24 protein-coding genes and 3 tRNA genes are annotated in these 23605 nt (G+C 52.6%); 21 read left to right on the top strand and 6 right to left on the bottom strand.

Annotated elements, in window-relative coordinates; all coding sequences use genetic code 11:
• Positions 1-14: 14 nt before the first annotated feature.
• From lpdA to E0F26_RS09675, 9 genes are all read left to right on the top strand, one after another.
• The gene (lpdA, locus tag E0F26_RS09715) at positions 15-1451 is read left to right on the top strand and encodes a dihydrolipoyl dehydrogenase (RefSeq protein WP_279241461.1); all 1437 of its coding nucleotides are present in this window, start codon (positions 15-17) and stop codon (positions 1449-1451) included.
• An 83-nt stretch (positions 1452-1534) separates the two neighbouring features.
• The gene (sucC, locus tag E0F26_RS09710; RefSeq protein ID WP_279241460.1) at positions 1535-2704 is read left to right on the top strand and encodes an ADP-forming succinate--CoA ligase subunit beta; all 1170 of its coding nucleotides are present in this window, start codon (positions 1535-1537) and stop codon (positions 2702-2704) included.
• Entirely contained in the window at positions 2701-3573 is an 873-nt protein-coding gene (sucD, locus tag E0F26_RS09705; RefSeq protein WP_279241459.1) for a succinate--CoA ligase subunit alpha, read from the top strand. The genes sucC and sucD overlap by 4 nt, the downstream gene beginning before the upstream one ends.
• Before the next feature lie 176 nt (positions 3574-3749).
• Positions 3750-5642 carry a molecular chaperone HtpG gene (gene htpG, locus E0F26_RS09700; protein ID WP_279241458.1) on the top strand — a complete coding sequence of 631 codons (1893 nt, stop codon included), beginning with the start codon at positions 3750-3752 and terminating at the stop codon, positions 5640-5642.
• Position 5643: 1 nt separating this feature from the next.
• Positions 5644-6117, top strand: a complete 474-nt coding sequence (locus E0F26_RS09695; RefSeq protein ID WP_279241457.1) for a SixA phosphatase family protein — start codon at positions 5644-5646, stop codon at positions 6115-6117.
• The gene (locus tag E0F26_RS09690; protein WP_279241456.1) at positions 6114-7016 is read left to right on the top strand and encodes an alpha/beta hydrolase; all 903 of its coding nucleotides are present in this window, start codon (positions 6114-6116) and stop codon (positions 7014-7016) included. The genes E0F26_RS09695 and E0F26_RS09690 overlap by 4 nt, the downstream gene beginning before the upstream one ends.
• Before the next feature lie 212 nt (positions 7017-7228).
• Positions 7229-8119, top strand: a complete 891-nt coding sequence (prmB, locus tag E0F26_RS09685; protein ID WP_279241455.1) for a 50S ribosomal protein L3 N(5)-glutamine methyltransferase — start codon at positions 7229-7231, stop codon at positions 8117-8119.
• Between the two features lie 33 nt (positions 8120-8152).
• Positions 8153-9238: a chorismate synthase gene (gene aroC, locus E0F26_RS09680; protein WP_279241454.1), complete on the top strand. Its 1086-nt coding sequence runs from the start codon at positions 8153-8155 to the stop codon at positions 9236-9238.
• 8 nt (positions 9239-9246) lie between these two features.
• Positions 9247-9459: a hypothetical protein gene (locus tag E0F26_RS09675; RefSeq protein ID WP_279241453.1), complete on the top strand. Its 213-nt coding sequence runs from the start codon at positions 9247-9249 to the stop codon at positions 9457-9459.
• Between the two features lie 18 nt (positions 9460-9477).
• On the opposite strand, the gene E0F26_RS09670 is transcribed toward E0F26_RS09675, so the two are convergent.
• Entirely contained in the window at positions 9478-9999 is a 522-nt protein-coding gene (locus tag E0F26_RS09670; RefSeq protein WP_279241452.1) for a glycine cleavage system transcriptional repressor, read from the bottom strand.
• 102 nt (positions 10000-10101) lie between these two features.
• Between E0F26_RS09670 and E0F26_RS09665 the strand changes: the two genes are divergently transcribed.
• From E0F26_RS09665 to msrB, 5 genes are all read left to right on the top strand, one after another.
• On the top strand, positions 10102-10935 hold the full coding sequence (locus tag E0F26_RS09665) for a class I SAM-dependent methyltransferase (RefSeq protein ID WP_279241451.1): 834 nt from the start codon (positions 10102-10104) through the stop codon (positions 10933-10935).
• Positions 10936-10937: 2 nt separating this feature from the next.
• Positions 10938-11171 carry a sulfurtransferase TusA gene (gene tusA / locus E0F26_RS09660; RefSeq protein WP_279241450.1) on the top strand — a complete coding sequence of 78 codons (234 nt, stop codon included), beginning with the start codon at positions 10938-10940 and terminating at the stop codon, positions 11169-11171.
• A complete protein-coding gene (locus E0F26_RS09655; protein WP_279241449.1) occupies positions 11172-11687 on the top strand; it encodes an elongation factor P hydroxylase in 516 nt (171 codons plus the stop codon).
• Positions 11688-11708: 21 nt separating this feature from the next.
• Complete coding sequence (locus tag E0F26_RS09650; protein WP_279241448.1) at positions 11709-12836, top strand: 4-phosphoerythronate dehydrogenase; 1128 nt, start codon at positions 11709-11711, stop codon at positions 12834-12836.
• 62 nt (positions 12837-12898) lie between these two features.
• The gene (gene msrB / locus E0F26_RS09645; RefSeq protein WP_279241447.1) at positions 12899-13288 is read left to right on the top strand and encodes a peptide-methionine (R)-S-oxide reductase MsrB; all 390 of its coding nucleotides are present in this window, start codon (positions 12899-12901) and stop codon (positions 13286-13288) included.
• Positions 13289-13324: 36 nt separating this feature from the next.
• Here the strand turns inward: msrB and E0F26_RS09640 are convergent, their stop codons facing one another.
• The 5 genes from E0F26_RS09640 to E0F26_RS09620 form a co-directional block, all read right to left on the bottom strand.
• Positions 13325-14239, bottom strand: a complete 915-nt coding sequence (locus E0F26_RS09640; RefSeq protein ID WP_279241446.1) for a homocysteine S-methyltransferase family protein — start codon at positions 14237-14239, stop codon at positions 13325-13327.
• A gap of 24 nt (positions 14240-14263) precedes the next feature.
• The gene (locus E0F26_RS09635) at positions 14264-15058 is read right to left on the bottom strand and encodes an alpha/beta fold hydrolase (RefSeq protein WP_279241445.1); all 795 of its coding nucleotides are present in this window, start codon (positions 15056-15058) and stop codon (positions 14264-14266) included.
• Positions 15055-16368, bottom strand: a complete 1314-nt coding sequence (locus E0F26_RS09630; RefSeq protein ID WP_279241444.1) for an O-acetylhomoserine aminocarboxypropyltransferase — start codon at positions 16366-16368, stop codon at positions 15055-15057. The genes E0F26_RS09635 and E0F26_RS09630 overlap by 4 nt, the downstream gene beginning before the upstream one ends.
• 81 nt (positions 16369-16449) lie before the next feature.
• Positions 16450-16525 (bottom strand) — tRNA-Gly (locus E0F26_RS09625).
• Between the two features lie 6 nt (positions 16526-16531).
• Positions 16532-16607 (bottom strand) — tRNA-Glu (locus E0F26_RS09620).
• Positions 16608-16748: 141 nt separating this feature from the next.
• On the opposite strand from E0F26_RS09620, the gene E0F26_RS09615 reads away from it, so the two are divergent.
• From E0F26_RS09615 to E0F26_RS09585, 7 genes are all read left to right on the top strand, one after another.
• The gene (locus tag E0F26_RS09615; protein ID WP_279241443.1) at positions 16749-17666 is read left to right on the top strand and encodes an ABC transporter ATP-binding protein; all 918 of its coding nucleotides are present in this window, start codon (positions 16749-16751) and stop codon (positions 17664-17666) included.
• Entirely contained in the window at positions 17663-18436 is a 774-nt protein-coding gene (locus E0F26_RS09610) for an ABC transporter permease (RefSeq protein WP_279241442.1), read from the top strand. Before E0F26_RS09615 ends, E0F26_RS09610 begins: the two co-directional genes overlap by 4 nt.
• 2 nt (positions 18437-18438) lie before the next feature.
• Positions 18439-19206 carry an NADPH-dependent 7-cyano-7-deazaguanine reductase QueF gene (locus E0F26_RS09605; RefSeq protein ID WP_279241441.1) on the top strand — a complete coding sequence of 256 codons (768 nt, stop codon included), beginning with the start codon at positions 18439-18441 and terminating at the stop codon, positions 19204-19206.
• A 93-nt stretch (positions 19207-19299) separates the two neighbouring features.
• Positions 19300-21198, top strand: a complete 1899-nt coding sequence (locus E0F26_RS09600; RefSeq protein ID WP_279241440.1) for an N-acyl-D-amino-acid deacylase family protein — start codon at positions 19300-19302, stop codon at positions 21196-21198.
• 94 nt (positions 21199-21292) lie between these two features.
• Positions 21293-21380: transfer RNA gene (locus tag E0F26_RS09595), tRNA-Ser, on the top strand.
• 134 nt (positions 21381-21514) lie between these two features.
• Complete coding sequence (locus E0F26_RS09590) at positions 21515-22684, top strand: tyrosine-type recombinase/integrase (RefSeq protein WP_279241439.1); 1170 nt, start codon at positions 21515-21517, stop codon at positions 22682-22684.
• Entirely contained in the window at positions 22681-23445 is a 765-nt protein-coding gene (locus E0F26_RS09585) for a hypothetical protein (protein WP_279241438.1), read from the top strand. Before E0F26_RS09590 ends, E0F26_RS09585 begins: the two co-directional genes overlap by 4 nt.
• The last annotated feature ends 160 nt before the right edge of the window (positions 23446-23605 follow it).

Below are 23605 nucleotides of genomic sequence, written 5' to 3'. Positions count from 1 at the left end.
GAGAGGTAAACCTTATGAGTGATTCTTTCGATGTTGTCATTATCGGTTCCGGACCTGCAGGCTATGTCTGCGCCATAAAGTGCGCACAGCTGGGGATGAACACGGCAATAGTAGAAACGTGGAGTGACACCAAGGGGAAGCCCGTATTTGGCGGCACTTGCTTAAATGTTGGGTGTATTCCCTCAAAAGCACTGCTCGATAGCTCGCACAAGTTTGCGGAGGCAAGCGATCATTTTGCTGCTCACGGTATCGGCGTTGGTGAAACTTCAATCGACGTTGCGGCGATGATGAAGCGCAAGAGTAAGATTGTGACGCAGCTTACTGGCGGTGTCTCATCATTACTTCAGCATAACGGTGTTACGGTTGTTCAAGGCACCGGAAAGCTAATGGCGGCACGCCAAGTCGAAGTCACATCCGCAGATGGCAGTAAGCAGGTGCTGTCTGCTGAAAATGTGGTACTTGCTTCAGGGTCCGAACCCGTAACCATTCCACCTGCGCCCACAGACGACAAGGTTATTGTTGATAGTACGGGTGCGCTGACTTTTGATGCTGTACCAGAGAGGCTCGGTGTCATCGGAGCAGGTGTGATTGGCCTGGAACTGGGTAGTGTTTGGGGTCGCCTTGGATCAGACGTCGTACTTTTTGAGGCCCTCGATACCTTCCTTCCCATGATGGACGCGCAGGTTAGCAAGGAAGCGGCCAAAGTTTTCAAGAAACAAGGGTTGAACATACGCTTAAACGCTTTGGTCACAGGTACCGATGTGAAAGGCGATGCAGTGACCGTTACCTACACCGAAAAAGGCGAAACGAAGACGGCGGAGTTTGATCGATTGATTGTTGCGGTTGGACGCCGACCGCGTACGAAGGATTTGTTCTCTACTGACTCGGGTGTCACAACCGATGAGCGCGGCTTTGTCTTCGTTAACGATTATTGTGCGACTGAGGCGCCGGGTGTCTGGGCTATTGGCGATATTGTTCGTGGCCCAATGCTCGCCCATAAAGGGTCTGAAGAAGGCGTGATGGTGGCAGAGCGCATTCACGGTAAACCCGTGCAGCTCAATTACGATTGTGTGCCATCCATCATTTATACCCATCCCGAAATTGCCGGTGTCGGAAAGACGGAGCAAGAGCTCAAAGCAGAGGGCATTGACTACAAAGCGGGTTCGTTCCCCTTTGCAGCCATTGGGCGCGCCTTGGCGAGTGGCGAGACAGACGGCTTTGTTAAGATTCTCGCGGACGCGAAGACGGATCGTGTTCTCGGAGCTCACGCGATTGGGCCTTCAGCGGCTGATTTAGTGCAGCAAATGGTGATTACCATGGAGTTTGGTGGCAGCACTGAAGACTTGCAGCTCATGGTCTTTGGTCATCCTACGATGTCCGAAGCCGTTCACGAGGCGGCGTTAGCGGTCGATGGCATGGCGATTCACATGCCAAATCGAAAAAAACGATAAATCAATTTAAATCCCCAGCGTACTCATGTTGGGGTTGCGACTGTACGAAGGTGCAGTCTGTATAAACCATAAAAGGGGAATGTATGAACTTGCACGAGTACCAAGGCAAGGCACTGTTTGCAGAGTACGGCTTGCCCGTATCTGTCGGACAGGCCGTGGATACGCCGGAAGCAGCAGAGGCTGCTGCTAATGAAATCGGTGGTGATAAGTGGGTTGTAAAGGCTCAGGTCCATGCCGGTGGACGCGGTAAGGCAGGGGGCGTCAAGCTTGTCGACTCGCCCGCCGAGGCTCGCGCTTTCGCGGCGAACTGGCTTGGTAAAAACTTGGTTACCTACCAAACGGATGCCAATGGTCAGCCCGTGTCTAAGATTTTGGTGGAAACCTGCACAGACATCGCCGATGAGCTCTATCTGGGCGCCGTCGTTGATCGATCTTCGCGCCGCATTGTATTTATGGCCTCGACGGAAGGCGGTGTTGAAATTGAGAAGGTGGCAGAAGAGACGCCTGAGAAGATTCTCAAAGCAGCAATCGATCCGCTGGTAGGACCTCAGCCTTTTCAGGGGCGTGAGCTGGCTTTTAAACTGGGACTCACCGGTCAGCAAGTGAAGCAGTTTGTTCATATTTTCAATGGCTTGGCGAATCTTTTTAAAGATAAAGACCTGGCGCTCATCGAAGTTAATCCACTCGTTATTACCGACGAGGGCAACTTGCATTGCCTCGACGCGAAAGTGGTTGTCGACTCTAATGCGATGTATCGCCATAAAGACTTGCAGGCGATGCATGACCCGTCGCAAGACGATGAGCGCGAAGCTGCCGCCGCCGCTTGGGACCTAAACTACGTGGCGCTTGAGGGCAATATTGGTTGTATGGTTAATGGCGCGGGCTTGGCGATGGGGACAATGGATATCGTCAAACTTCATGGAGGAGAGCCGGCTAACTTCCTCGACGTAGGGGGTGGCGCGACTAAAGAGCGGGTTACGGAAGCATTCAAAATTATTTTGAGTGACGAAAACGTGAAAGCCGTTCTGATCAATATCTTCGGTGGAATTGTTCGCTGCGACCTGATTGCGGAGGGTGTTATCGGTGCCGTAAATGAAGTAGGGGTCGAAATACCTGTGGTTGTGCGCCTCGAGGGCAACAATGCAGAGCTCGGTCGTCAGGTCCTCGCGGACAGTGGTTTAAATATTATTGCGGCAACCAGTCTGACCGATGCGGCTCAGCAAGTCGTCGCTGCGGCCGGGGGTGCAGCATGAGTATTCTTATCGATAAAAACACACGCGTTATTTGCCAAGGGTTCACAGGCTCTCAAGGCACGTCCCATTCTGAGCAGGCGATTGCTTACGGTACACAAATGGTTGGCGGCGTGACGCCAGGTAAGGGCGGTCAGGAGCATCTTGGACTGCCTGTATTCGACACCGTTGGTGATGCGGTTTCGCAAACAGGTGCCAATGCGTCGGTGATTTATGTTCCTGCGGCGTTTTGTAAAGACTCCATTTTGGAGGCGGCTAATGCAGGTGTCGAACTGATTGTCTGCATTACTGAGGGCATTCCGACTCTGGATATGCTCGATGCAAAGGTGCGTTGCGATGAGCTGGGTGTCCGTCTTATTGGTCCAAACTGCCCTGGTGTTATCACGCCTGGGGAGTGCAAGATCGGTATTATGCCTGGGCATATTCACCTTCCCGGTAAGGTCGGCATTGTCTCGCGCTCTGGTACCTTGACGTACGAGGCGGTGAAACAGACCACTGATGCGGGCTTTGGCCAGTCTACGTGTGTTGGAATCGGTGGAGACCCGATACCTGGGTCTAACTTCATCGATATTCTCGGTTTATTTGAGGAAGACGATGCTACTCAGTCAATTGTGATGATTGGCGAAATTGGCGGGTCAGCCGAAGAAGAGGCCGCCGCCTTTATTAAGGATAATGTTACAAAGCCGGTCGTATCCTATATCGCTGGCGTGACTGCCCCGAAAGGTAAGCGCATGGGTCATGCCGGTGCGATTATCTCAGGTGGAAAAGGCACAGCGGATGAAAAATTTGCGGCGCTGGAAGATGCGGGCGTTAAGACCGTTCGTTCGCTCGCTGAAATTGGCTCGGCAATGGCAGAGATAACGGGCTGGTAAGAAACAGGCAGCAGCAAGCTCAAAGCCCGCTTTATGCGGGCTTTTTTGTGCTCGAGGCTTAGGAGTGGGCGTCTTGAGACTCATGTCAAACGCTTGGTGGAAATTTCACTCTAACGCCTTGAAAACGGCCGCATCGTTCCCCATTTGTAAGCTAAGCGAAATAACAGGAGTTCGTCATGTCCGACAAACAAACCATGGGATTCCAAACTGAAGCGAAGCGTCTGCTTCAGTTGATGATTCACTCACTTTACTCAAACAGAGAGATCTTTTTGAGGGAGCTAATTTCGAATGCCTCAGATGCGATCGATAAACGGCGTTTTGCGGCCATTGAAGATAGCTCGCTTGATGTAGGTGGTGAGGGTTATGAGATCCGGGTAGATGTGAATGAGGATGAAAAAACGCTCACCCTTATTGATAACGGCATTGGAATGTCGCGCGATGACATCATTGAAAACCTTGGGACCATTGCCAAATCAGGTACCGCGGCCTTTATGGATCAACTCAGTGGTGATCAGCAGAAAGACAGCCAGCTCATTGGACAGTTTGGTGTCGGCTTTTATTCGTCCTTTATTGTTGCTGACCGCGTAGAGGTAATTTCTCGAAAAGTCGGTGAGGAAACAGCGACTCGCTGGGAATCCACTGGGGAAGACGAGTTTAGCATCGACGCGGCTGAGCGTGATGCGCCTGGAACAACCGTTATCTTGCACCTAGACGGCGAGGCAGAAGAGTTCGCATCGTCTTGGCGAGTACGCAGCGTCATCAAAAAGTACTCTGACCATATTTCGGTTCCTGTGTTGATGCTCGAGACCCCGCCCTCGACCGAAGACGACGAGGAAGCGGCGCCCGAGCCCTCGTGGGAACGAATTAACGAGGCGAAGGCATTGTGGACGCGAAGTCGGTCCGAGGTGACGGATGATGAGTACACCGAGTTTTATCGCCACGTATCAAGCGACTATCAAGACCCACTGAGCTGGAGTCACAACCGCGTCGAGGGCAAACTGGACTACACATCACTTCTGTATGTTCCAAGCCAAGCGCCCTTCGATCTATGGAATCGTGAGGCAGCACGCGGACTCAAGCTCTATATTCAACGCACTTTCATCATGGATGATGCGGAGCAGTTTTTGCCCCTCTACCTTCGTTTTGTAAAAGGTGTGCTCGACTCTCAGGACTTGCCGCTCAATATTTCACGTGAGATTTTGCAACAGAGCCCTCAGGTGGATTCGCTTCGCAACGCTGTGACAAAGCGCGTGCTTGATATGCTCAGCAAAATGGCAAAGTCGGACAGCGAGAAGTACCAGAGTTTCTGGGATGTCTTTGGCAATGTCCTTAAGGAAGGCCCGGGCGAGGATTTCGCTAATCGAGAAAAAATAGCGGAACTTCTTCGGTTTGCCTCGTCGCACTCTGACGACGCCACACAGAACGTCTCACTCAAGGGCTATGTTGAACGCATGATAGACGGGCAAGATGCGATCTATTACGTCGTGGCCGACAATCATGTAACAGCCAAGAACAGCCCTCACATCGAGGTGTTCCGCAAGAAGGGCATCGAAGTACTGTTGCTGTCAGATCGTATCGACGACTGGTTAATGGGGCACTTGAACGAGTTTGATGGCAAGTCGCTGAAGGATATCGCAAAAGGTGAGCTGGACTTAGGTGAGAGTACCGAGGAGGAGAAGGCGGAGCTTGAGGCTGCTAAGACCGAAAACGAAGGTCTTCTGGAAAGGCTCAAGTCGGTGCTCGAGGGCAAGGTGAGCGAGGTTAGACCTACCATTCGCTTGACTGACTCGCCGGCTTGTCTTGTCGTGGGAGAACATGAGCTCGGGGCCCAGATGCGACGTATTTTAGAGGCCGCCGGTCAAGAACTCCCTGACAGTGAACCGATTCTAGAAGTGAATACGAGTCACGGTCTGGTAAAGCGCATGGATGCAGAGCAGGATGAAGACAGGTTTGCGGATCTTGCGTTGATTTTACTAGATCAAGCAACGCTGGCAGAGGGCTCACAGCTTGAAGATCCGGCAAGCTACGTCGCGCGGATGAATAAACTCCTTGTGGAGATGAGCGCCTAGAGTGCTCGTTACCCTGTGGCGACATGGCGAGGCGGGACAGGCCGCCTCAGACGCCGCGCGTGAATTGACTGTGCGTGGTGGCGAACATGTCGGCATGACGGTTAAGTCTTACAAAGACTGGTGCCAAAACACTAAAGTTGAACTACCGAGTTACTGCGCCCACAGCCCGCTGACTCGCACGTGTCAAACAGCGAGCATTTTAGACGCCCATTTGTGTTTTGAGACATTGGTATCTCATGACCAGCTGGCGCCGGGTCAGCGCAGCTATAGTCAAGGACGTTTCCTTGAGGCCGATGTAGCCCATCAGTTGATCGTGGGCCATCAGCCCTATCTTTCTGAGCTCATTAATGTATGGTGCGACACCGCGCAATACCATGGGCTGTCAACCAGTGGTGTTGCGATCATTCGCCTACTCATGCCGAGTCGCGGTGGCGGTGAATTGCTTTACTACGAGCCAGAGGGATTTTTATTTTGACAAGTCACGCCGATGAGATTGGGTTTGAGGTGGACGGGCTGACTTATCGGGGACTCTTTTGGGGTGATCCTGCCGATCCGCTTGTGTTTGCAATTCATGGTTGGCTTGATAATGCGCTGAGTTTCGCTCGCCTGGCACCACTGCTCAAAGGTTATCGAGTGCTCTCCATCGATCTATCGGGTCACGGTTTGAGCAGTCATCGATCGCCTGATGCGAACTACCATATCTGGGATGATATTCCGCAGCTACTGGATATTGTTGAGCAGATGGGCGTCGACTCCCTTCATGTTGTTGGGCATAGCCGTGGCGCCGCTGTAGCAGGTGCTTTCGCGGTGGCTCTCGAAGACAAGTGCGCATCTCTCTCGATGTTGGACGGGATGATTTCGCGGTCGTTCGAGAACGACAATGGCGCCGAGTTGTTTAAGGGTTCAATCGCCGAACGAAAAAAATATATGTCACGGCCGCCGCGAATATTCAGCTCCGTTGAAGACTTTATCAACTCCCGATCACGCTATGGTTTTACACGAGAGAACGCCGAATTGTTGGTCCCACGAGCGTTAAAGCAGGTTGAGGGCGGGTGGCTTTTGTTGAGTGACCCCAAATTGTTTGGCAGCAGCACCGTGAAGCTGTCAGAGGAGGCGTCAGACTCATTTTACCGAGCGATGAAAGCGCCCGTTGCGGCCATAACCGGTGACGAGGGTTTTTTCACCAGTGACGATGCGCAGGCGAGGATCGCTGGAATCAAAGCCTTGGTCGATCGCTTCTACCCTGTCGTTGTAGCGGGGCCTCACCACTTCCATATGGAAGGCGACGTACAGGCGCTTGCAGATATGCTTGTCGGCTTCTTTGCCACAGGTGTTATAGGGCAGAGGTCTACCTCCATTCGGCAAGCAAGCTGATTTCCCTGCCTTCATATCCGCTAGGGAGCCAATAGCCCAAAGTCATAGAGCGGCGGTCTTTACTGCCGACGTCACTCAACAGCGGCCTGGTTCAATGCCGGTCTCACGATGATGTCACTCGCTCGAGTTTGAGTGTACGACGCGGATAGACCGATCAAGTCTCCTTTCCCTCAAGATGGTAGAATTCGTCCGTACCAACACAGGAAAGTCGCGTGACAACATTTCGTGAAATGCTTATTGCTACTGAGGAACAGCTCATCGCCGCCGGTGTGTTTTGCGGTCACGGGTATGAGTCGGAGCATGATGAGGCGGTAGCGTTGGTGTTGACAGCAGCGTCCCTGTCGGTCGTGAATACGGGTGCTGAGATCCTTGATGAGCCTTACCCTGACTTTGCTGTAAATGTCTTAAACGCGTTTATGAGCAAGCGTTGTGTCGAGCGACTACCGGTTGCCTATATCACGGGAGAGGCCTGGCTCGGTCCGCTTTGTTTCAAATCGGATGCTCGAGCGTTGGTGCCGCGATCGCCTGTTGCTGAGCTCATACTGAATCGATTTGAGCCTTGGTACCAAGACACCAGTCCTCAGGTTATTGTTGATGTTTGTTGTGGCGGAGGGAGCCTTGGCATGCTGGCAAAGTCGGCATTTCCAGAGGCTGTGGTACTGCTAAGTGATATCGATTCCGACGCCATCGGCTTAGCTCGGGATAATGCTGCGATTCACGATGTCGATGCGATTGTCAGGGCAGATTTGCTTTCTTGGTGTGCCGATAACGTTGTTGACATCATTTTAGCTAATCCCCCGTATGTTGATGCTGAGGATATGCGCGACTTGCCGCCTGAATATCTTCACGAGCCAGGCCTTGCTTTGAGCGGTGGCGAGGATGGTTTGGATTTAGTGAGAGTGATGCTCGTTGATGCTGCGCGAATCCTGAGTCCTGCGGGGATTTTGATCCTTGAGGTCGGCAACAGTATCGATGCGCTGGAAGGGCTCTCAGAGGTTCTTCCGCCCTTGTGGGTTGAATTAGAGCAGGGCGGTCATGGCGTTGCCGTCTTTATGGCGCAAGATCTGGCACAATGGGCCGCTCAGGAGTCGAACACCCCCTAGGGCGGTTCATGCGTTGCAGGTTTAGGAAACGATATGTCTGGTAATACATTCGGGAAATTATTCACCGTTACGACTTTCGGTGAGAGTCATGGACAGGGGCTCGGGTGCATTATTGATGGATGCCCGCCGGGATTGGCGCTGAGTGCCGCGGATCTTCAGCCCGATCTGGATCGCAGAAAGCCAGGCACTTCGCGGTTCACAACGCAGCGAAAAGAACCGGATGAAGTTCAGATTTTATCGGGGGTCTTTGAGGGTGAAACCACGGGGACTCCCATTGGATTACTGATTATGAATGCCGATCAGAAATCCAAAGATTACAGCAAGATTAAGGATGTCTTTCGCCCTGCGCACGCAGACTACACGTATCAGCAAAAATACGGTGTTCGAGACTACCGGGGAGGGGGGCGATCATCTGCCAGAGAGACCGCGATGCGTGTGGCGGCGGGAGCGGTGGCCAAAAAATGGCTCGCTGAGCGCTATGGCGTTCGGATTCGCGGCTGTCTTAGCGCCCTAGGGCCTTTGCAGGTAACAGATACCGATTGGGACCTTGTTGAAACGAACCCATTTTTTTGTGGCGACGCGCAGTTAATTCCCGAACTTGAGTCGTTTATGACCCAGATTCGGCGAGAGGGTGACTCGATAGGCGCGAAACTTGAAATTATCGCTGACGGGCTTCCGCCTGGCTGGGGCGAACCCATTTTTGATCGCCTCGATGCTGAAATTGCATCGGCCATGATGGGCATTAATGCGGTCAAAGGTGTCGAAATTGGTGATGGATTTGACGTCGTCAATCAGCGTGGCAGCGAGCACCGCGATGAACTCACGCCAGCGGGTTTTCTGAGCAATCATGCCGGGGGCGTTTTGGGTGGAATTTCCAGTGGTCAGCCGTTGACGGTGAAGATCGCGCTAAAGCCAACCTCTTCGATACAGGTCCCGGGCCAAAGCATCGATGTAAACGGTGAGGTAGCTGACGTCATCACCACTGGGCGCCACGACCCGTGCGTCGGGCTTCGTGCGGTGCCGATTGCTGAGGCGATGTTGGCGCTGGTGCTAATGGACCACGCGTTGAGACAACGAGGTCAGAATGCCGATGTTGCCTCACCGACGCCTGTTATTTGATTGCTGCGATGTTGAAGCGACGCTACGTAAAAGCCCTTAGAACAGCAACCCTCGGTATTTTGGCCACCGCAGCGCTAATCTGGGGTGCTGTTGATATTGTTGGGGTCTCTGGCGAGGCACTGATGGGGTACTTATGGATCAGCGCGCAAGGCGTGGTCTTAATCGTGTTGGGAGCCATTCCTTTCGCGCTGCTGTTGCGCTCGTTGCGAGGCCGGAAATAATTCTCCGGTCGGCGTATCTCAGTGAGCGCCTGCTTCGATATCAATGTCTAGCGTCATTTTGTTTTCTAGCTGATCTAATCGTTCCCTAAGCTCGCCGATATCCAGTGATTCAGGAGCGCGGGTGGCTAGTTCTGCGATGAAAAGATCGCCACCGGACCACGCGGCATTCTCCACCCGTGAGCTTAATTGCAGGATATTGATATCTGAATCGCTCAGTTCGTGGGTAACCTCGTAGACGATTCCTGCCCGGTTTGGGCCGGTTAATGTCAGGTAAAGATTGGGCTCGTGCCTTGGCGAGGCATCAACAGCAGTTAAGCTCACAACCAAATCGTCGGTGTAATTGGCTTCGATAGCACTGCTTAGGTTCTTAAAGCCAGACTCCGAAACGTTGATCAAAATCGCGCCTGCAAAGGCCCCTCCGAGACGTGTCAGCTCACTTTGTTGCCAGTCACCACCGTGAGCGACCACCATATCTGCCAATGTTTCGACTAGGCCTGTGCGGTCTGCGCCGGCAAAGGTAATAACGTATTGTTGTTTCATGCATCCCCCTTCAGACGCGTTACGGGTATGATCACTTTCCACTAACCAGTTTCTGCGCAAGTTGTGCGGGACTATACGCAGTTTTCGCTTAAGGAGTTGACTATGAGATGGCTAACTTTACTGTTGATCGCTATTGCACCCAGCGTTTTTGCTGATGGACATCATAGTGCACATGTTTCGTTAGATTGGGATGCTGCGCTTACGGGTGAGCATCGAAGCGATGCAAACAAGGCGCGTGATGCACACCGGCACCCGCAGGAAACACTACAGTTCTTCGGTTTGAAGCCCAATATGACCGTTCTTGAGGTCTCACCTGGCGGAGGTTGGTATACTGAGGTACTTGCGCCACTTCTTGCTGAGCAGGGAAGGCTTGTGGCCGGTCATGGGTCACCCAACGGCAGTGCCTACAGTCGTCGCTCATTGGGTCGCTATTTGCAAAAGCTAGGCGAAAACCATGACGTATACGCGAGTGTAGACGTCCGTGTAATGCAGCCGCCGCAAACCCCCATCGATGTTACGGCCGAGTCCATTGATTTGGCTGTCGTGTTTAGGAACGTGCACTCATGGCTTCGCGCGGATAATGCCGAAGCGGCACTTGCTGATATTTTTCGGTCACTGAAGCCTGGCGGCACACTGGGGATTGTTCAACACCGAGGTGTTGAAGGCACGACCCTTGAAGATATGAAACGCAAAGCTTACGTCCCGGAATCAAAGGTTATTTCGCTTGCTCAGGCGGCAGGGTTTGTTCTCGATGCGAAAAGCGAGATCAATGCGAACCAAAAAGATACGAAAGACTACCCTCGGGGGGTTTGGACGTTGCCGCCCTCGTTTACTGAGGGGGATAAGGACCGCAAGCGTTATGCGGCGATTGGTGAAAGTGATCGAATGACACTGCGCTTTAAGAAGCCCCAGAAAGCCATTGGTCTAGGCAAGTAAGTGTGTCCAACGACGATCAACAAGTAGACGCGACGGGCCTCAAGTGCCCGGAGCCCGTTATGATGCTCCATGCAGCGATACGTCGGGCGGGTGTGGGTGATGTCGTCTGTTTAACGGCGACAGACCCCTCTACACAGCGCGACGTGCCCAGTTTTTGTGAGTTTCTCGGACATAGCTTGCTGGAGACGAATCTTACTCAAGAGCAATTTATTTATCGAGTGAAGAAAGCAGGCTAAATGGTTGTTAATAAGCTATTTTTTGAGCCGTCTGTGCTCTGCGTTACTGAGTGTTTTAATCGCGCCTTTAGTCTCACTGAGAACACTGTTCTCCAGGGGGGTGCGAATGAGCCTTATTACCGCCCCGGCTCGCCAAACGTCATTTATTTCAGGGAAGACTATAGTCGCAGCGCGCTTCATGAAGTGGCACATTGGTGCGTTGCAGGCGCTGCAAGGCGAGGACTGCCTGACTATGGTTACTGGTACGCGCCCGACGGCCGTGACGAGGCGCAGCAGGCGGCTTTCTATGGCGTTGAAGTGAGACCACAGGCGATCGAAAAAATGTTCTGTGAGGCGCTAGGGATCGACTTTAAGGTCAGTGTCGATAACTTGTCAGTGTCGCTCTCGGATCCGGCCATTGCATCCTTCACTGCGGCGGTTAATGACGAGTTTGACCGGCTATCGAGGTGTGGTTTACCTGAGAGAGCTGAGCTATTTCACAGAGCATTGACCCAATGTACTCAGCGGTCTGAGTGAAGGGAGGCGCGTTACCTTGCCATGAGTAAGCCTAGAGTCGTTATCGATAGTGCTATCCGGGTGACACCAAGGCTTCGAGCGCTACCCATAGAACTTGTCCCACTGGTTAGCACCGATATTTCGCGCGATGCGCTGGTTGACGCGCAGGCCTTGCTAACGCGAACGGTCACGCGTATCGATGGGCGGCTTTTAGATGGTAGCGATGTTCGCTTTGTCGGTACCGCGAGCGCTGGTACAGATCATATTGATTTGAACTACCTGGCGGCACGCGGCATTCCTTTTTCAAGCGCTGCGGGCTGCAATGCATCCGCCGTTGGAGACTACGTGCTCGCTGCTATTGCACTGTGTGGGAAGTTAGAGCCTATCTTAGCTGGCGCCGAGGTTGGACTCGTTGGTTATGGCAACGTAGGGCGGGGGCTCGCAAAGCGATTGGCAGCGCTTGGAGCCCGAGTTCGTGTTTATGATCCTTGGACAACACAGTTCGACTCACATGTGCAGGAAACGGACCTGCAAGGGGTTCTCTCTTGCGGTGTTGTTAGTCTGCATGCGGCGCTACATCACTCCCAGCCATTTCCGAGTTTTGGGATGATTGGTGTACAAGAGGCCAAGGTCATCGGGCGCGATACCTTGTTTATTAATGCAGGACGAGGCGGTTTGCTGAGCGAGGAGGCCGCTCTCTATCTTGTGGAGCGGGGTGTCGACCTTGTACTTGATACATGGCCAAATGAGCCCCGGGTATCGCTCGAGCTGTTAAAGGGCGCGCGCTACGCGACCCCCCACATCGCGGGTTATTCCGAGACAGCCAAAAACAATGCGACGGATTTCCTCATCCCGCCCCTTATTGAAACGCTGGAGCTTGAAGACCACGGAGCTGTCCCTCAGGGCGAGAGTAGTCATACCGTTTTGCCTTTTGGGAGTACAGATGACAGCGTGCTGGCCTCTCTACTTAGTTCGGTTGGGAGAATTGAGGCTGATGACGCCAAGTTTCGCGCGGCATGGGCACGAGACCAGGGTCCCGATACGTTTGAGCGACAGCGGCGCGAATACACCATGCGCCAACAACTTGAGGAGCTTTTGGTTAGCGGAGAAGCCTCATCATTGCGCTTGAATGGGTGGCTTGAGGCGCTTGGTGTCACGGTGAGACATTGAAATTGGGTAATTGCCCCTTATATCAGCAGACAGAAAGCGAAAAAGCACACGGAGAGCCGGTTATGAAGGACAAAGACGACGCCTACTGGCGAGAGAAGCTAACGTCAGACGAGTACCATGTACTTCGGCAGAAAGGTACCGAACGCGCGTTTACTGGCGAATATTGGGATACCACCGATACGGGGACGTACAAGTGTCGCGGATGCGGTGAGGTGCTTTTCCAATCGGAGAGCAAATTTGATGCCGGTTGTGGATGGCCGAGCTTCGATCGTCCAGTCGGTGATGCGGCTATCGCGCAGGAGCGCGATACCAGTTACGGGATGGTTCGAACGGAGGTGCTATGCCAAAAATGTGGCGGGCATCTCGGACACGTCTTCCCCGACGGGCCCACCGAAACGGGCTTACGATATTGCATTAACAGTTTATCTATCGATCTCGACAAGGAGGGCTAAACGGAGCCCGCGCGGTAATCCGCCGGCTACAACGAGTCAGGGAATTAACGCGTCCGTCGTCTCAATAGCCTTCTCGTCAAGATACGTTCGTATGGCTCTGATGTGATCGGGGCCAATTTCACAACAACCACCAATAATCTGGACGCCCATCTCGAGCCACGTTTTGACGAAGGCTAAATATTCAGCGGGGCCAAGGTCTACCCGACTCGATAGGCGGTCCACCGTGCTGCCAGGCACCAAAGCCTCCACTGAGGTAAATCCGTTGGCGTAGGCACCGCAACGGACACCCGACTTCAAAGCTATTTTGAGCCCTTCGGTCACCACCTCCGGTGTTGAACAATTCACCATAATGGCGTCTGGTGTATAGGGCTTAACCGCTGCAATGGCCTCTTCAAGCGTCTCCCCTGATCGTAGCTCTCGAGGATCTTTGTCGTTCAAGGTAAACGCAACGGCGCCCACAACACCGGCGTCGCGTATGGCTTTCGCGCCGGCTGTAGCCTCAGTGATGTTGCTCATGGTTTCGAGTAAAAATCCATCGACGGCATCTTTCTGCAACGTGACAAGCTCGCTGTACTGTTCATAGGCGCTGTCAAAATCGGGTGCGACGGTGTGATCGTAAGAGGCATTAAGTGGTGGCAGCGATGCAACGATCGATACCGAGTCCCCTGAAGACGCTGAGCCGATGCCCTGGCGCGCTGTGCTGACTGCCGCGTCAAGCATCTCCTTCACCGAGTACTCCGGTGCATACGTTTTCAGGCGATGGCGACTTATCGCGTAGGTGTTAAGGCAGATAACGCGCGCACCTGCATCACAAAAGTCTCGATGAATATCAGCTACGAGATGGGGCTCGTCCAGCATTACTTTGGTTGACCACAGCGGATGAGGCGGGGCAGAGCTGCGCTTGATGAGTTCTTGGCCAAGGCCACCATCGAGCAGGGTGATTTTAGACATGCGTTCTTGCTCTCATTTCTGAGTTTATGACAAAAGGTGGGTTTTGAGCTGATCGAGTACCAAATTTGGATCTTCGACCATTAGCGAATGGCCAGCGCCCGGGACGACACAAAATCTTGCATCGTTGAGCGCCGCTTGCAGGGTCTGCGTCGCTCTCAATGGTGTTAGACGGTCGGCATCGCCGTGGATCATTAAACTCGGTGCTGTGATCATAGCGGCGGCTTCGAGTCCATTCCGATAGGCATTGCAGGCGCGCATATCGACATCCAGTGCGGCCTGTATTTCTTCCTCATACCGTCGCATGCTGTCGCTCACCATCCACATGCCCGGGTTGGGGTTACCCCCCATCAGATTCCGCTTACTGAAACTAAAGGATGTGAGCATAGCGTGCGCCGACCCAGGGCGGTTTGCCGTTGCGTCGAGTATCGGGTCGGAAACAGGCATTGGGGCGATCGACCCAATCAGTACCACCTTCACTGCGCGAGCCTGCATTTTTGCAGCCGTCTCAAGCGTGATAAGGCTTCCCATGCTGTGGCCAACCAACGCAACACGTTGGAGTCCGAGATGATCGACAATTTCGATAATCCAGTCGGACATGGCCTCAATGGAGGTCAGCACGTCGCCTGACGATCGGCCATGGCCTGGAAGATCGATAGCCAAGACATTCCAGTTATGGCGTGAAAAGTGTCGCGCAAAAAGCGTCCAGACACTGTGATCAAAGCCGGCACCGTGAATAAAGACGACGGACGGTTTTGCAGAGTCAATCTCTTTGTTGTTGGTGTAGAGATAGGCCGTTTCATTGTTAATCGTCAACTTCATGCGCCGGCACCCCCAGACGCCTTTTCTGCGGCGCGCAGACCTGCTTTGAGGTCGGCGATGAGGTCTTTCGGGTCTTCGAGCCCAACCGACAGGCGAATGGTTCCCTCGCCAATTCCCGCCGCAGCAAGCGCTGCCTCGTCCATTCGGAAATGAGTGGTACTCGCTGGGTGAATGACTAAGGACTTTGCGTCACCGACGTTGGCAAGATGTGAGAACAAATTGAGTGCGTTAACAAAGGCGATTCCAGCCGCTCGGCCCCCTTTTATTTCGAAAGTGAAGACCGCACTGGTCCCTTTGGGAAAAAGTTCTTGGGCCAGGGCGTGATCGGGGTGACTCGAAAGGTCCGGGTGCGCGACGCCACTCACAGCCGCGTGAGTGCTCAGAAAGTCCACGACTGCACGTGTATTGGAAATGTGTTTTTCCATGCGCACACCCAGCGTTTCCATGCCCTGTAAAATGTAGAAGGCACTGGTCGGACTCTGACAGGCACCGAAATCACGAAGTCCCTCTTTGCGTGCTCTTGATATAAACGCCGCTGGGCCAAACTCCTCGGTAAAGACAAGGTTATGAAAACCTTTGTAGGGCTCAGATAACTGCGGAAATTTCCCCGATCCATCCCAGTCGAAACGCCCGCCGTCCACCAATAAGCCGCCAATAACGATGCCGTGACCACTCAAAAATTTAGTGGCGGAATGCATAACGAGATCGGCACCGAGCTCAAAGGGCTTTATGAGATAGGGCGTGGTGAAGGTTGAATCGACAAGAAGCGGGAGCCCATGCTCGTGGGCAATGGCCGATACGCGGGGTATGTTCAGCACATCAAGCCCAGGGTTACCCACGGTTTCACCAAAAATAAGTCGCGTTTCAGGCCGTATCGCTGCTCGCAGCGCCTCTTCATCGCGTGGATCTACGAATGTCGTCGTTATTCCAAAGCGCGGGAGCGTATACGCGAGCAAATTGTGGCTGCCGCCGTAGAGTGCGCTCGAGGCTACGATGTGCGCGCCGGCGTCCATAATCGTCATGATGGCCAACTGTAAGGCCGCCTGACCACTTGCGGTGGCAATTGCACCCACGCCGCCTTCAAGCGCCGCAATACGCTCCTCAAGTACAGCGGTTGTTGGATTGCTCAGGCGCGAGTAGACGTGGCCTGGACGCTCCATATTGAACAGCGCAGCTGCGTAGTCAGAGTCGGGGAAGCAGTACGACGCGGTTTGGTAAATTGGTGTCGCACGTGCGCCAGTTGTGGGGTCGGGCTTGCCGCCAGCATGAAGTGCCAGCGTGTCGAGTTCTGCGGGGGAGTAGTCTTTCATGATTTCTGCTCACATCTGCGCGCTCAATGCGCTTCAACGCGCCGCATTGTACGCGCTTATTGACAGACGTGAGAAAAAAAATGGAGCGGGAAACGAGGTTCGAACTCGCGACCTCAACCTTGGCAAGGTTGCGCTCTACCAGCTGAGCTATTCCCGCAAAAAATGGCGTCCCCTAGGGGGTTCGAACCCCTGTTCCCGCCGTGAAAGGGCGGTGTCCTAGGCCACTAGACGAAGGGGACGGAACGTGGTGCACGTAGTGCTCTTCGTAAGGTGCGGCATAGTAGTGAGACAACATCGACTCGTCAAGCATTCTCGTAAAGGTTTCGAAAAACTAATCTGATTTATGTAAACTCCGCGCTCCAGTTTGTAGTGGAGCCTTCATGCCGCCCGCCTTAGAAATTAAAAATTTGCAGAAAACCTACGCGAATGGGTTCGAAGCGCTAAAAGGAATTGATCTCGCGGTTGAGGAGGGTGATTTCTACGCGCTTCTCGGGCCCAACGGTGCAGGAAAGTCGACCACCATTGGTATCGTGAGCTCACTCGTGTCAAAAACGGGTGGGTCGGTAAAAATCTGTGGTATCGATATTGATGAGGATTTCTCGCTTGCGAAGAAGCAAATCGGCATCGTCCCTCAAGAATTTAATTTCAATGTCTTTGAGAGTGTCGAAGACGTGTTGATCCATCAAGCGGGTTACTACGGTATTCCGATTGGGTTGGCGCGCGAGCGCGCCGAGTACTATCTCGAGAAGCTAGGCATTGCTGATAAACAGAAAGTCCAAATGCGGATGCTGTCGGGCGGAATGAAACGTCGACTCATGATTGCGCGAGCCTTGGTGCACGAACCTCGCGTCCTCATTCTTGATGAGCCCACGGCCGGCGTCGATATTGAGATGCGCCGGAGCATGTATGACTTTCTCCGCGAGACCAACAAGGAAGGGCGCACTATTATCCTGACCACTCACTACCTCGAAGAAGCTGAATTGCTGTGTCGTAACGTCGCTATTATCAATCAAGGTAAAATTGTGACGAAGGGTTCAATTAGAGATCTGCTACGCGATCTTAAAAGCGAGACCTTCTTACTTGATACGCAAACCGAATTACCTCCGGGTATCGCTATTGCGGGTTATCAGTTGCGACAAGTTGAGCCTCAGTGCTTGGAGGTGGATCTGCAGAAAGGGCAGGACCTGGCGCACGTATTTGCAGCCTTAAGCGAGCTGGGTGTCACTATTGTGAGCATGCGCAACAAAGAGAACAGACTTGAGCGAATGTTTGTGAATGTCTTGGAGGGTGCGTCATGAGTCCCTACGAACAGTGGATCGCCTTTCTGACGATTATGCGCAAGGAAGTGCGTCGGTACTTGCGAATTTGGACGCAAACCTTACTGCCGTCAGCGATCACAATGTCACTCTACTTTCTGATATTCGGCACCTTGATCGGTTCGCGTATCGGCACGATGGGTGGTGTGAGTTATATGGAGTTTGTTGTGCCGGGCCTGATTATGATGGCCATCATTACCAACACTTACGCAAACGTCGTGGGCTCATTTTTCGGCGCGAAATTCAACAACAGTGTTGAAGAGCTGTTGGTCTCTCCGACTCCTACGTACGTGATTGTGCTGGGTTATGCTGCAGGTGGCGTGAGTCGAGGTATTTTGGTTTCGATTATTGTGACCTCGGTAGCGCTCTTCTTCACCGACCTCGATATCCACAACTGGCTTGTGGTCATCGGCGTTGTTAGCCTAACGTCTGTATCTTTTTCTCTCTTGGGCCTCATTAATGCGGTCTTTGCGAACACCTTTGACGATGTGAACATTGTACCGACCTTCGTCTTAACCCCTCTGACTTATCTGGGTGGGGTGTTTTATTCGCTCGATCTGCTGCCTGACTTCTGGGCAAGCATTTCTCAGATCAATCCGCTCGTTTATGTCGTTAATGCCTTTCGGTTTGGTGTATTGGGCGTTAGTGATGTCGACATTACTGTTTCGTTTGCCATGTTGATTGCACTTACGATCGTGTCTTTTATCTACGCGATGCATCTTTTGGGAACGGGTACACGGTTGAGAACTTAGCCTTGGTCGGTGTACTGGGTAGCACGGTTGCCGCCCCGGCGACGTATTCGCCTGAGGTGCTCGAGCCCATAGATCGTGAAAGAGGGCGTGCAGGTATTGCGCATCCATCGCCTCGCTTGGTACTGGGTCACGACGTTTGGCACTGTTACGAGCTGAGCTGGTTGTTGTCATCAGGCGAGGTTCGCTACACGACAGGTGCACTCATTATTCCAGCGTCCAGCGCGCATACGGTTGAGTCCAAGTCGCTTAAGCTTTACCTGAATTCATTAAATGCACACGAATTTGTCAGTGACGAGGAAGCAGTTGCCTGTATCGAATGCGATCTTTCTGCGCTCACCCAATCGAGGGTTACGTTGCAACTTCTGACATTTGAGGCGCTTCAAGAAAGTTCACGATTAGCCACAGAGCTAGAGCTAAACGTCTGGCAGGATGACGCGTCGCGGCTTCAAGAAAGCAGGCGCTTTACATCCATTGGTTTTCGCTCTTTGTGCCCTGTGACATCGCAGCCTGATTGGGCGACGCTCGTTATCGATGTGTCAGCTGAGCACTTCGACGAGGAAGTTATCCGTGAGACAGTAGAAGGCTTGAGGAACCATCAGGGGTTTCACGAGCAATGCGTCGAGGATTTATATTCTCGTTTGGAGCGTCTGTTAGCGCCTGACCAACTTCAGGTGGTGGGCTTCTTCCAGCGTCGCGGTGGTATCGACATCACCCCTTGGCGCTCTTCCTTTGCGAAAGCCCCTGTAATTACGCGTCTGTTTGAGCAATAAGTTCGTCAGATAACAGGTTGTTCCAGCTTATCAAGCAGGGTGAAAAAGCGTTATCCTGAGCCTTATAACAACGAAATATAGGGCAGGATAACCATGGCTCAGTGGGATTTACTCATCAGGGGTGCAAAGGTCTTCGACGGTGAAGGTACGCCGGGGCGAATCGAAGACGTGGCTGTTGCAGCTGGCAACGTTGTGGCTCGCGGTGCAAATTTGCCTGTGTCACAGGCCAAGCAGTGCGTGGACGCGGCGGGTAGGTGGTTGATTCCGGGCATGCTGGATATCCATACGCACCTCGACCTTGAAGTGGAGGTTGCACCCGCACTCGATGAGGTTGTGCGTCACGGGACAACCACGGTGCTTGTGGGGAATTGCAGTCTTGGCACTTGCTTTGGTTCTCAAGAAACGAACGGGCAAGAGCCGATTGTTGACTGCTTCACTCGCGTAGAAAATATTCCAAAGTCGGTTTTACGAAAATGCGCGCAGGCGATGACCTGGGACAATCCAGAGGATTATTTGGCGCATTTTAATAATCTCAACTTAGGTCCCAACATCGCGGCCTTCGTGCCACATTCGATGCTGCGAATCGAGGTGATGGGGTTGGACGCGAGCATTAGCCGTGCACCAACCGAGAGTGAGCTTCAGAAAATGGAGCAGATTCTTGAGGGGGCAATGCAGCTCGGTTATTTGGGGTTGAGCACAGACGGTTTGCCGTTTCACTACCTCTCCAATGATCCCCACACGGATAAACGAATCCCAACCCAATTTGCATCGTTTAGCGAGCTTCGTCGCCTTTTGAAAGTGGTGAGAAAATACGATCGTGTGTGGCAAACAACGCCGATTATCGAAAACCGCCTCAAGGCATTATTTTACTTCACCTTGACCAGTGGTCGATTATTTGGAAAGCCGCTTAAGACATCGGCGCTATCGGCAATGGAAATGACGGCCGCCCCTAACTCGTCAAAACTATTTCTCGGCGTCGCCAAGCTTCTTAACAGCAAGTTCATGGATGGGCGCCTGCATTTTCAAGCGCTGGGTACCAACTTTAGAGTTTGGTCCGATGGAATTGTCAGCCCGTTGTTTGAGGAGTTGACCTCTACGGCGGAGCTCATTGCATTAGAGTACGACGACTACGAGGGAAGGCAGCGATTAATGCACGATCCTGAGTGGGTTGAGCGATTCCGTAGGGAGTGGCGTCACGGGCGTACGGGTGACGATTTCGCAAGCTGGAAGGCGGCGCGAGGGTTGCCAGATAGTTTGGTTATTCGTGAGCCGGAGAAACTTATTTTCGATGGGGCACCTTGCACTGACTGGGACGGTGAGAGTTTTGCTCAGGTCATGGCGAGGGCTCAGAAATTTAAGGCAGGCGATCTTGAGGCTGCGCGGTCTGCATCAGAGCGAGAGGCTTTTGAGAGAATCGAGATCGAACTGCGAGATGACGCTGATTTTGCGCTTCACATGCTGCGATCTTACGACAAAAGTTTCCGTTTTTATGCGGATGTGGCGAACGCGGGTAATCGGTCTACTTTGGAGTTTTTACTCCACGAAAATACGCTTCCCGGGTTTAACGATTCGGGGGCACATATTACCAACATGGCATTTTTTGACAGCAATCTCATGTCCTTAAAGCTGGCGCGAGAACACGGAGAGGAGACGATTGCCAAGGTCGTAAAGCGACTGACCAAGGATCCAGCGGAAACCTTTGGTCTCGACGCTGGGAGCCTGAATATCGGTGCGCGCGCCGACATGGTGCTCATTAACCCCGACGCATTCGATGGCTGGGAGCCTGATCAAACAAGGGTGTTGGTACATCGAGAAATTTTTGAGCACGAGCAAATGGTTAATCGGCCTGAAGGTATCGTAGACAGCGTTTATATTTCAGGTGAGGTCGCGTGGCAGGGCGACGAGGGTGCGAGCGAGGCCTTGGGGAAGCAGCCGCTCGGAAGATACCTTCACAGCGGTGGTTCTTCAGAGCAACTAACTCGAGCGGCTTAAGGCGCGAGCAATACGCTTTTTATGTGGTATTTCTTGCATTGATGCCCGCCGTCGATGCTTCTTTAATAAGGCCTGTGCTAGACTTCTGGCCCACGGAGAGGTGGCCGAGTGGTCGAAGGCGCACGCCTGGAAAGTGTGTATACGGCAACGTATCGAGGGTTCGAATCCCTCCTTCTCCGCCAACCCCCTATTTGCAACTGTTAAGCCTTGTAGCCTATAGCTGCTTCAGGCCGCTTAATTGCTTATCTATTTGTTGAAAAGCATTTCTTTTTGTTTCATTGTGTCAACACTGAGTGGTGTACGAAGGTGGTGATCAATGGCGCTAACGGCCTCAGAACTACCCAAAAAAGTGGTGGGCAGATACTCTGATGGGAATGGTCTTATTTTCCGTGTAACGGAAGGAAAGACTCGTGACTGGTTTCTGAGAGTTCAACGAAATGGTAAGCGCAAAGAATATTATTTGGGCAAATACCCTCAGCTAAGTCTCTCTCAGGCAAGAGAAAAAGCTAGAGAGTGGCGCGAATTAGCGAAGATGGGCTACGACCCCAGAAACCCCAAGGGAGTCCCCACATTCCGCGAATTAGCGGAAGAACACATCGAAACTAAGCTAGCAAACAAGGCTCTTAGAACTGTTGACCAGTGGAGGAGCAATTTTGAGGCTTATGTCTATCCCTACATCGGTGAAAAGGACGTCGACAAGATCTTTCGGTGGGATATCGAAAAGCTGCTTCTTCAAAAAGTTGATGGCGGAGTGCTTTGGCTAGATAAACATGTCACTGCGGATAGAGTCAGGATGCGCGTCACGAGAGTCCTTCAGCGTGGAGTTGACCATGACCACTGTATTAAGAACGTCGCCACTGGGATTCTTGCCGATTTGCCCGACGTAAAGCACGTGCCGCGTCACCATCCGATGATGCCCCTAGAAAATATCACAGAGTTCTTTAATCACTTGAGAACCAATGGAAAGACAGACCCTCTCACGCGGCTTGCAATAGAGTTTGGATGCTTGACCGTCGCTCGCTCCGCCGAGGTAAGGAAAGCGCGTTGGGAGGAGGTATCAGGTGATGTATGGACGCTTCCTGCTGAGAGGACTAAGCAGAGGGAAATTAACGATATTTTCCTTAGCGACAGGGCAATAGAAATCCTCGAGGAGGCAAAAAAGCTAGAAAATGGCCCATACATCTTTTGGTCGCGTAACGGTCAGCCAAAGTCTGACAACACTCTAAACAAGTCAGTAAAAGAACAATACCTAAGTCGATTCGGTGAGCCTGATGGCGACGTGCCAGTCTTCCATGGTTTCAGGGCATCCTTTAAGACTTGGGCAGAAGAGTTCGAGGTTCCATTCTCCGATCGAGTTATCGAGGCGATGCAGGGGCATCAGCCCGAAAAATCGAGGGTTCGAGCGGCGTACAACCGCGCGAAATATGTTCAGCAGAGACGCCGCGCATCCCAAATGTGGTGCGATTTTGTAGTGGGTCGCACATGAGTCTGTCAGAGGAGCAAAAGAGACTTAAGCGCGAGGAGTATCGGAGGCGCTTAGATGAAGCCATTGATGCGTTTGAAAAAGAAAAGCTCCCGTTAGACGAAATGAATGACTTCTACATCCAGCACACAGCCGCCATGGCACATGAGGGCCTTTACACGCCAGAGGAATTCGACTCTCGCCTTTTATTGGATGGAATTTTGAATGTCCGCAGCGTGCTAGACCAGTTCTTGGCGGTTTATGACCCAGTCGACTTAAAGGAGAGTGAGATGCACGAGTTGATTCCTCGCAAACCACTTGTTGATAGCGTGAGAGATTTAAGTGTCGATACTCGTGATATTTTGAGTTTTTTACGTGAAGTTCATCGAATTGTGACCGTTCAGTCCCGCTCAGGGATGGGTCACGATGCCAACGATATCAAGCAGGAACTTTATAACTTATTCGGTTCGCCCAAAGGGTCACAATCTGAGGCATATCGTCGCGAGGAGAGAATTCAAATAATGGTGCGCCTTGTAGCTCTGCATGTCCCCGATGAGGACTGGTCTGCCAGAAGAAAGTGGGCGCAGGCGAATTTCGTCGCAAGAGACATTTGGTCGATGAAGAGGCAGGGCGCGGAGTGGAAGGAGTTGAAGGCTTACTGGCTAGACTGGGGTGATGTTTGGGAAGACCCTATTGTGGGATGGGAAAACAAAGAGAGCGAAATTGATGAGCTTTGGAGTTGGCTCACGGTCGAGCAAAGAGGGGACAGGCGCCGAAACGCCTGATTGCCGAGTTGGGAATCGGGGAGTTTTTAAATAAGCATTAAGGTTTAATAACAATTGTAAAGGCGGTACGGGTAACCACTGCAATGGCCCCGTACCTCAGATGAGCAACCAACGAATGAAAGCACACCCTGCCGTCAATGGTAGGTCAGGTGCTTGATGA

Origin of the sequence: Candidatus Paraluminiphilus aquimaris (assembly GCF_026230195.1) — a bacterium.
GTDB classification, from domain to species: domain Bacteria; phylum Pseudomonadota; class Gammaproteobacteria; order Pseudomonadales; family Halieaceae; genus Luminiphilus; species Luminiphilus aquimaris.
Note: the sequence above shows the minus strand (reverse complement) of the source record. Positions and strands in the feature narration are given on the sequence as shown.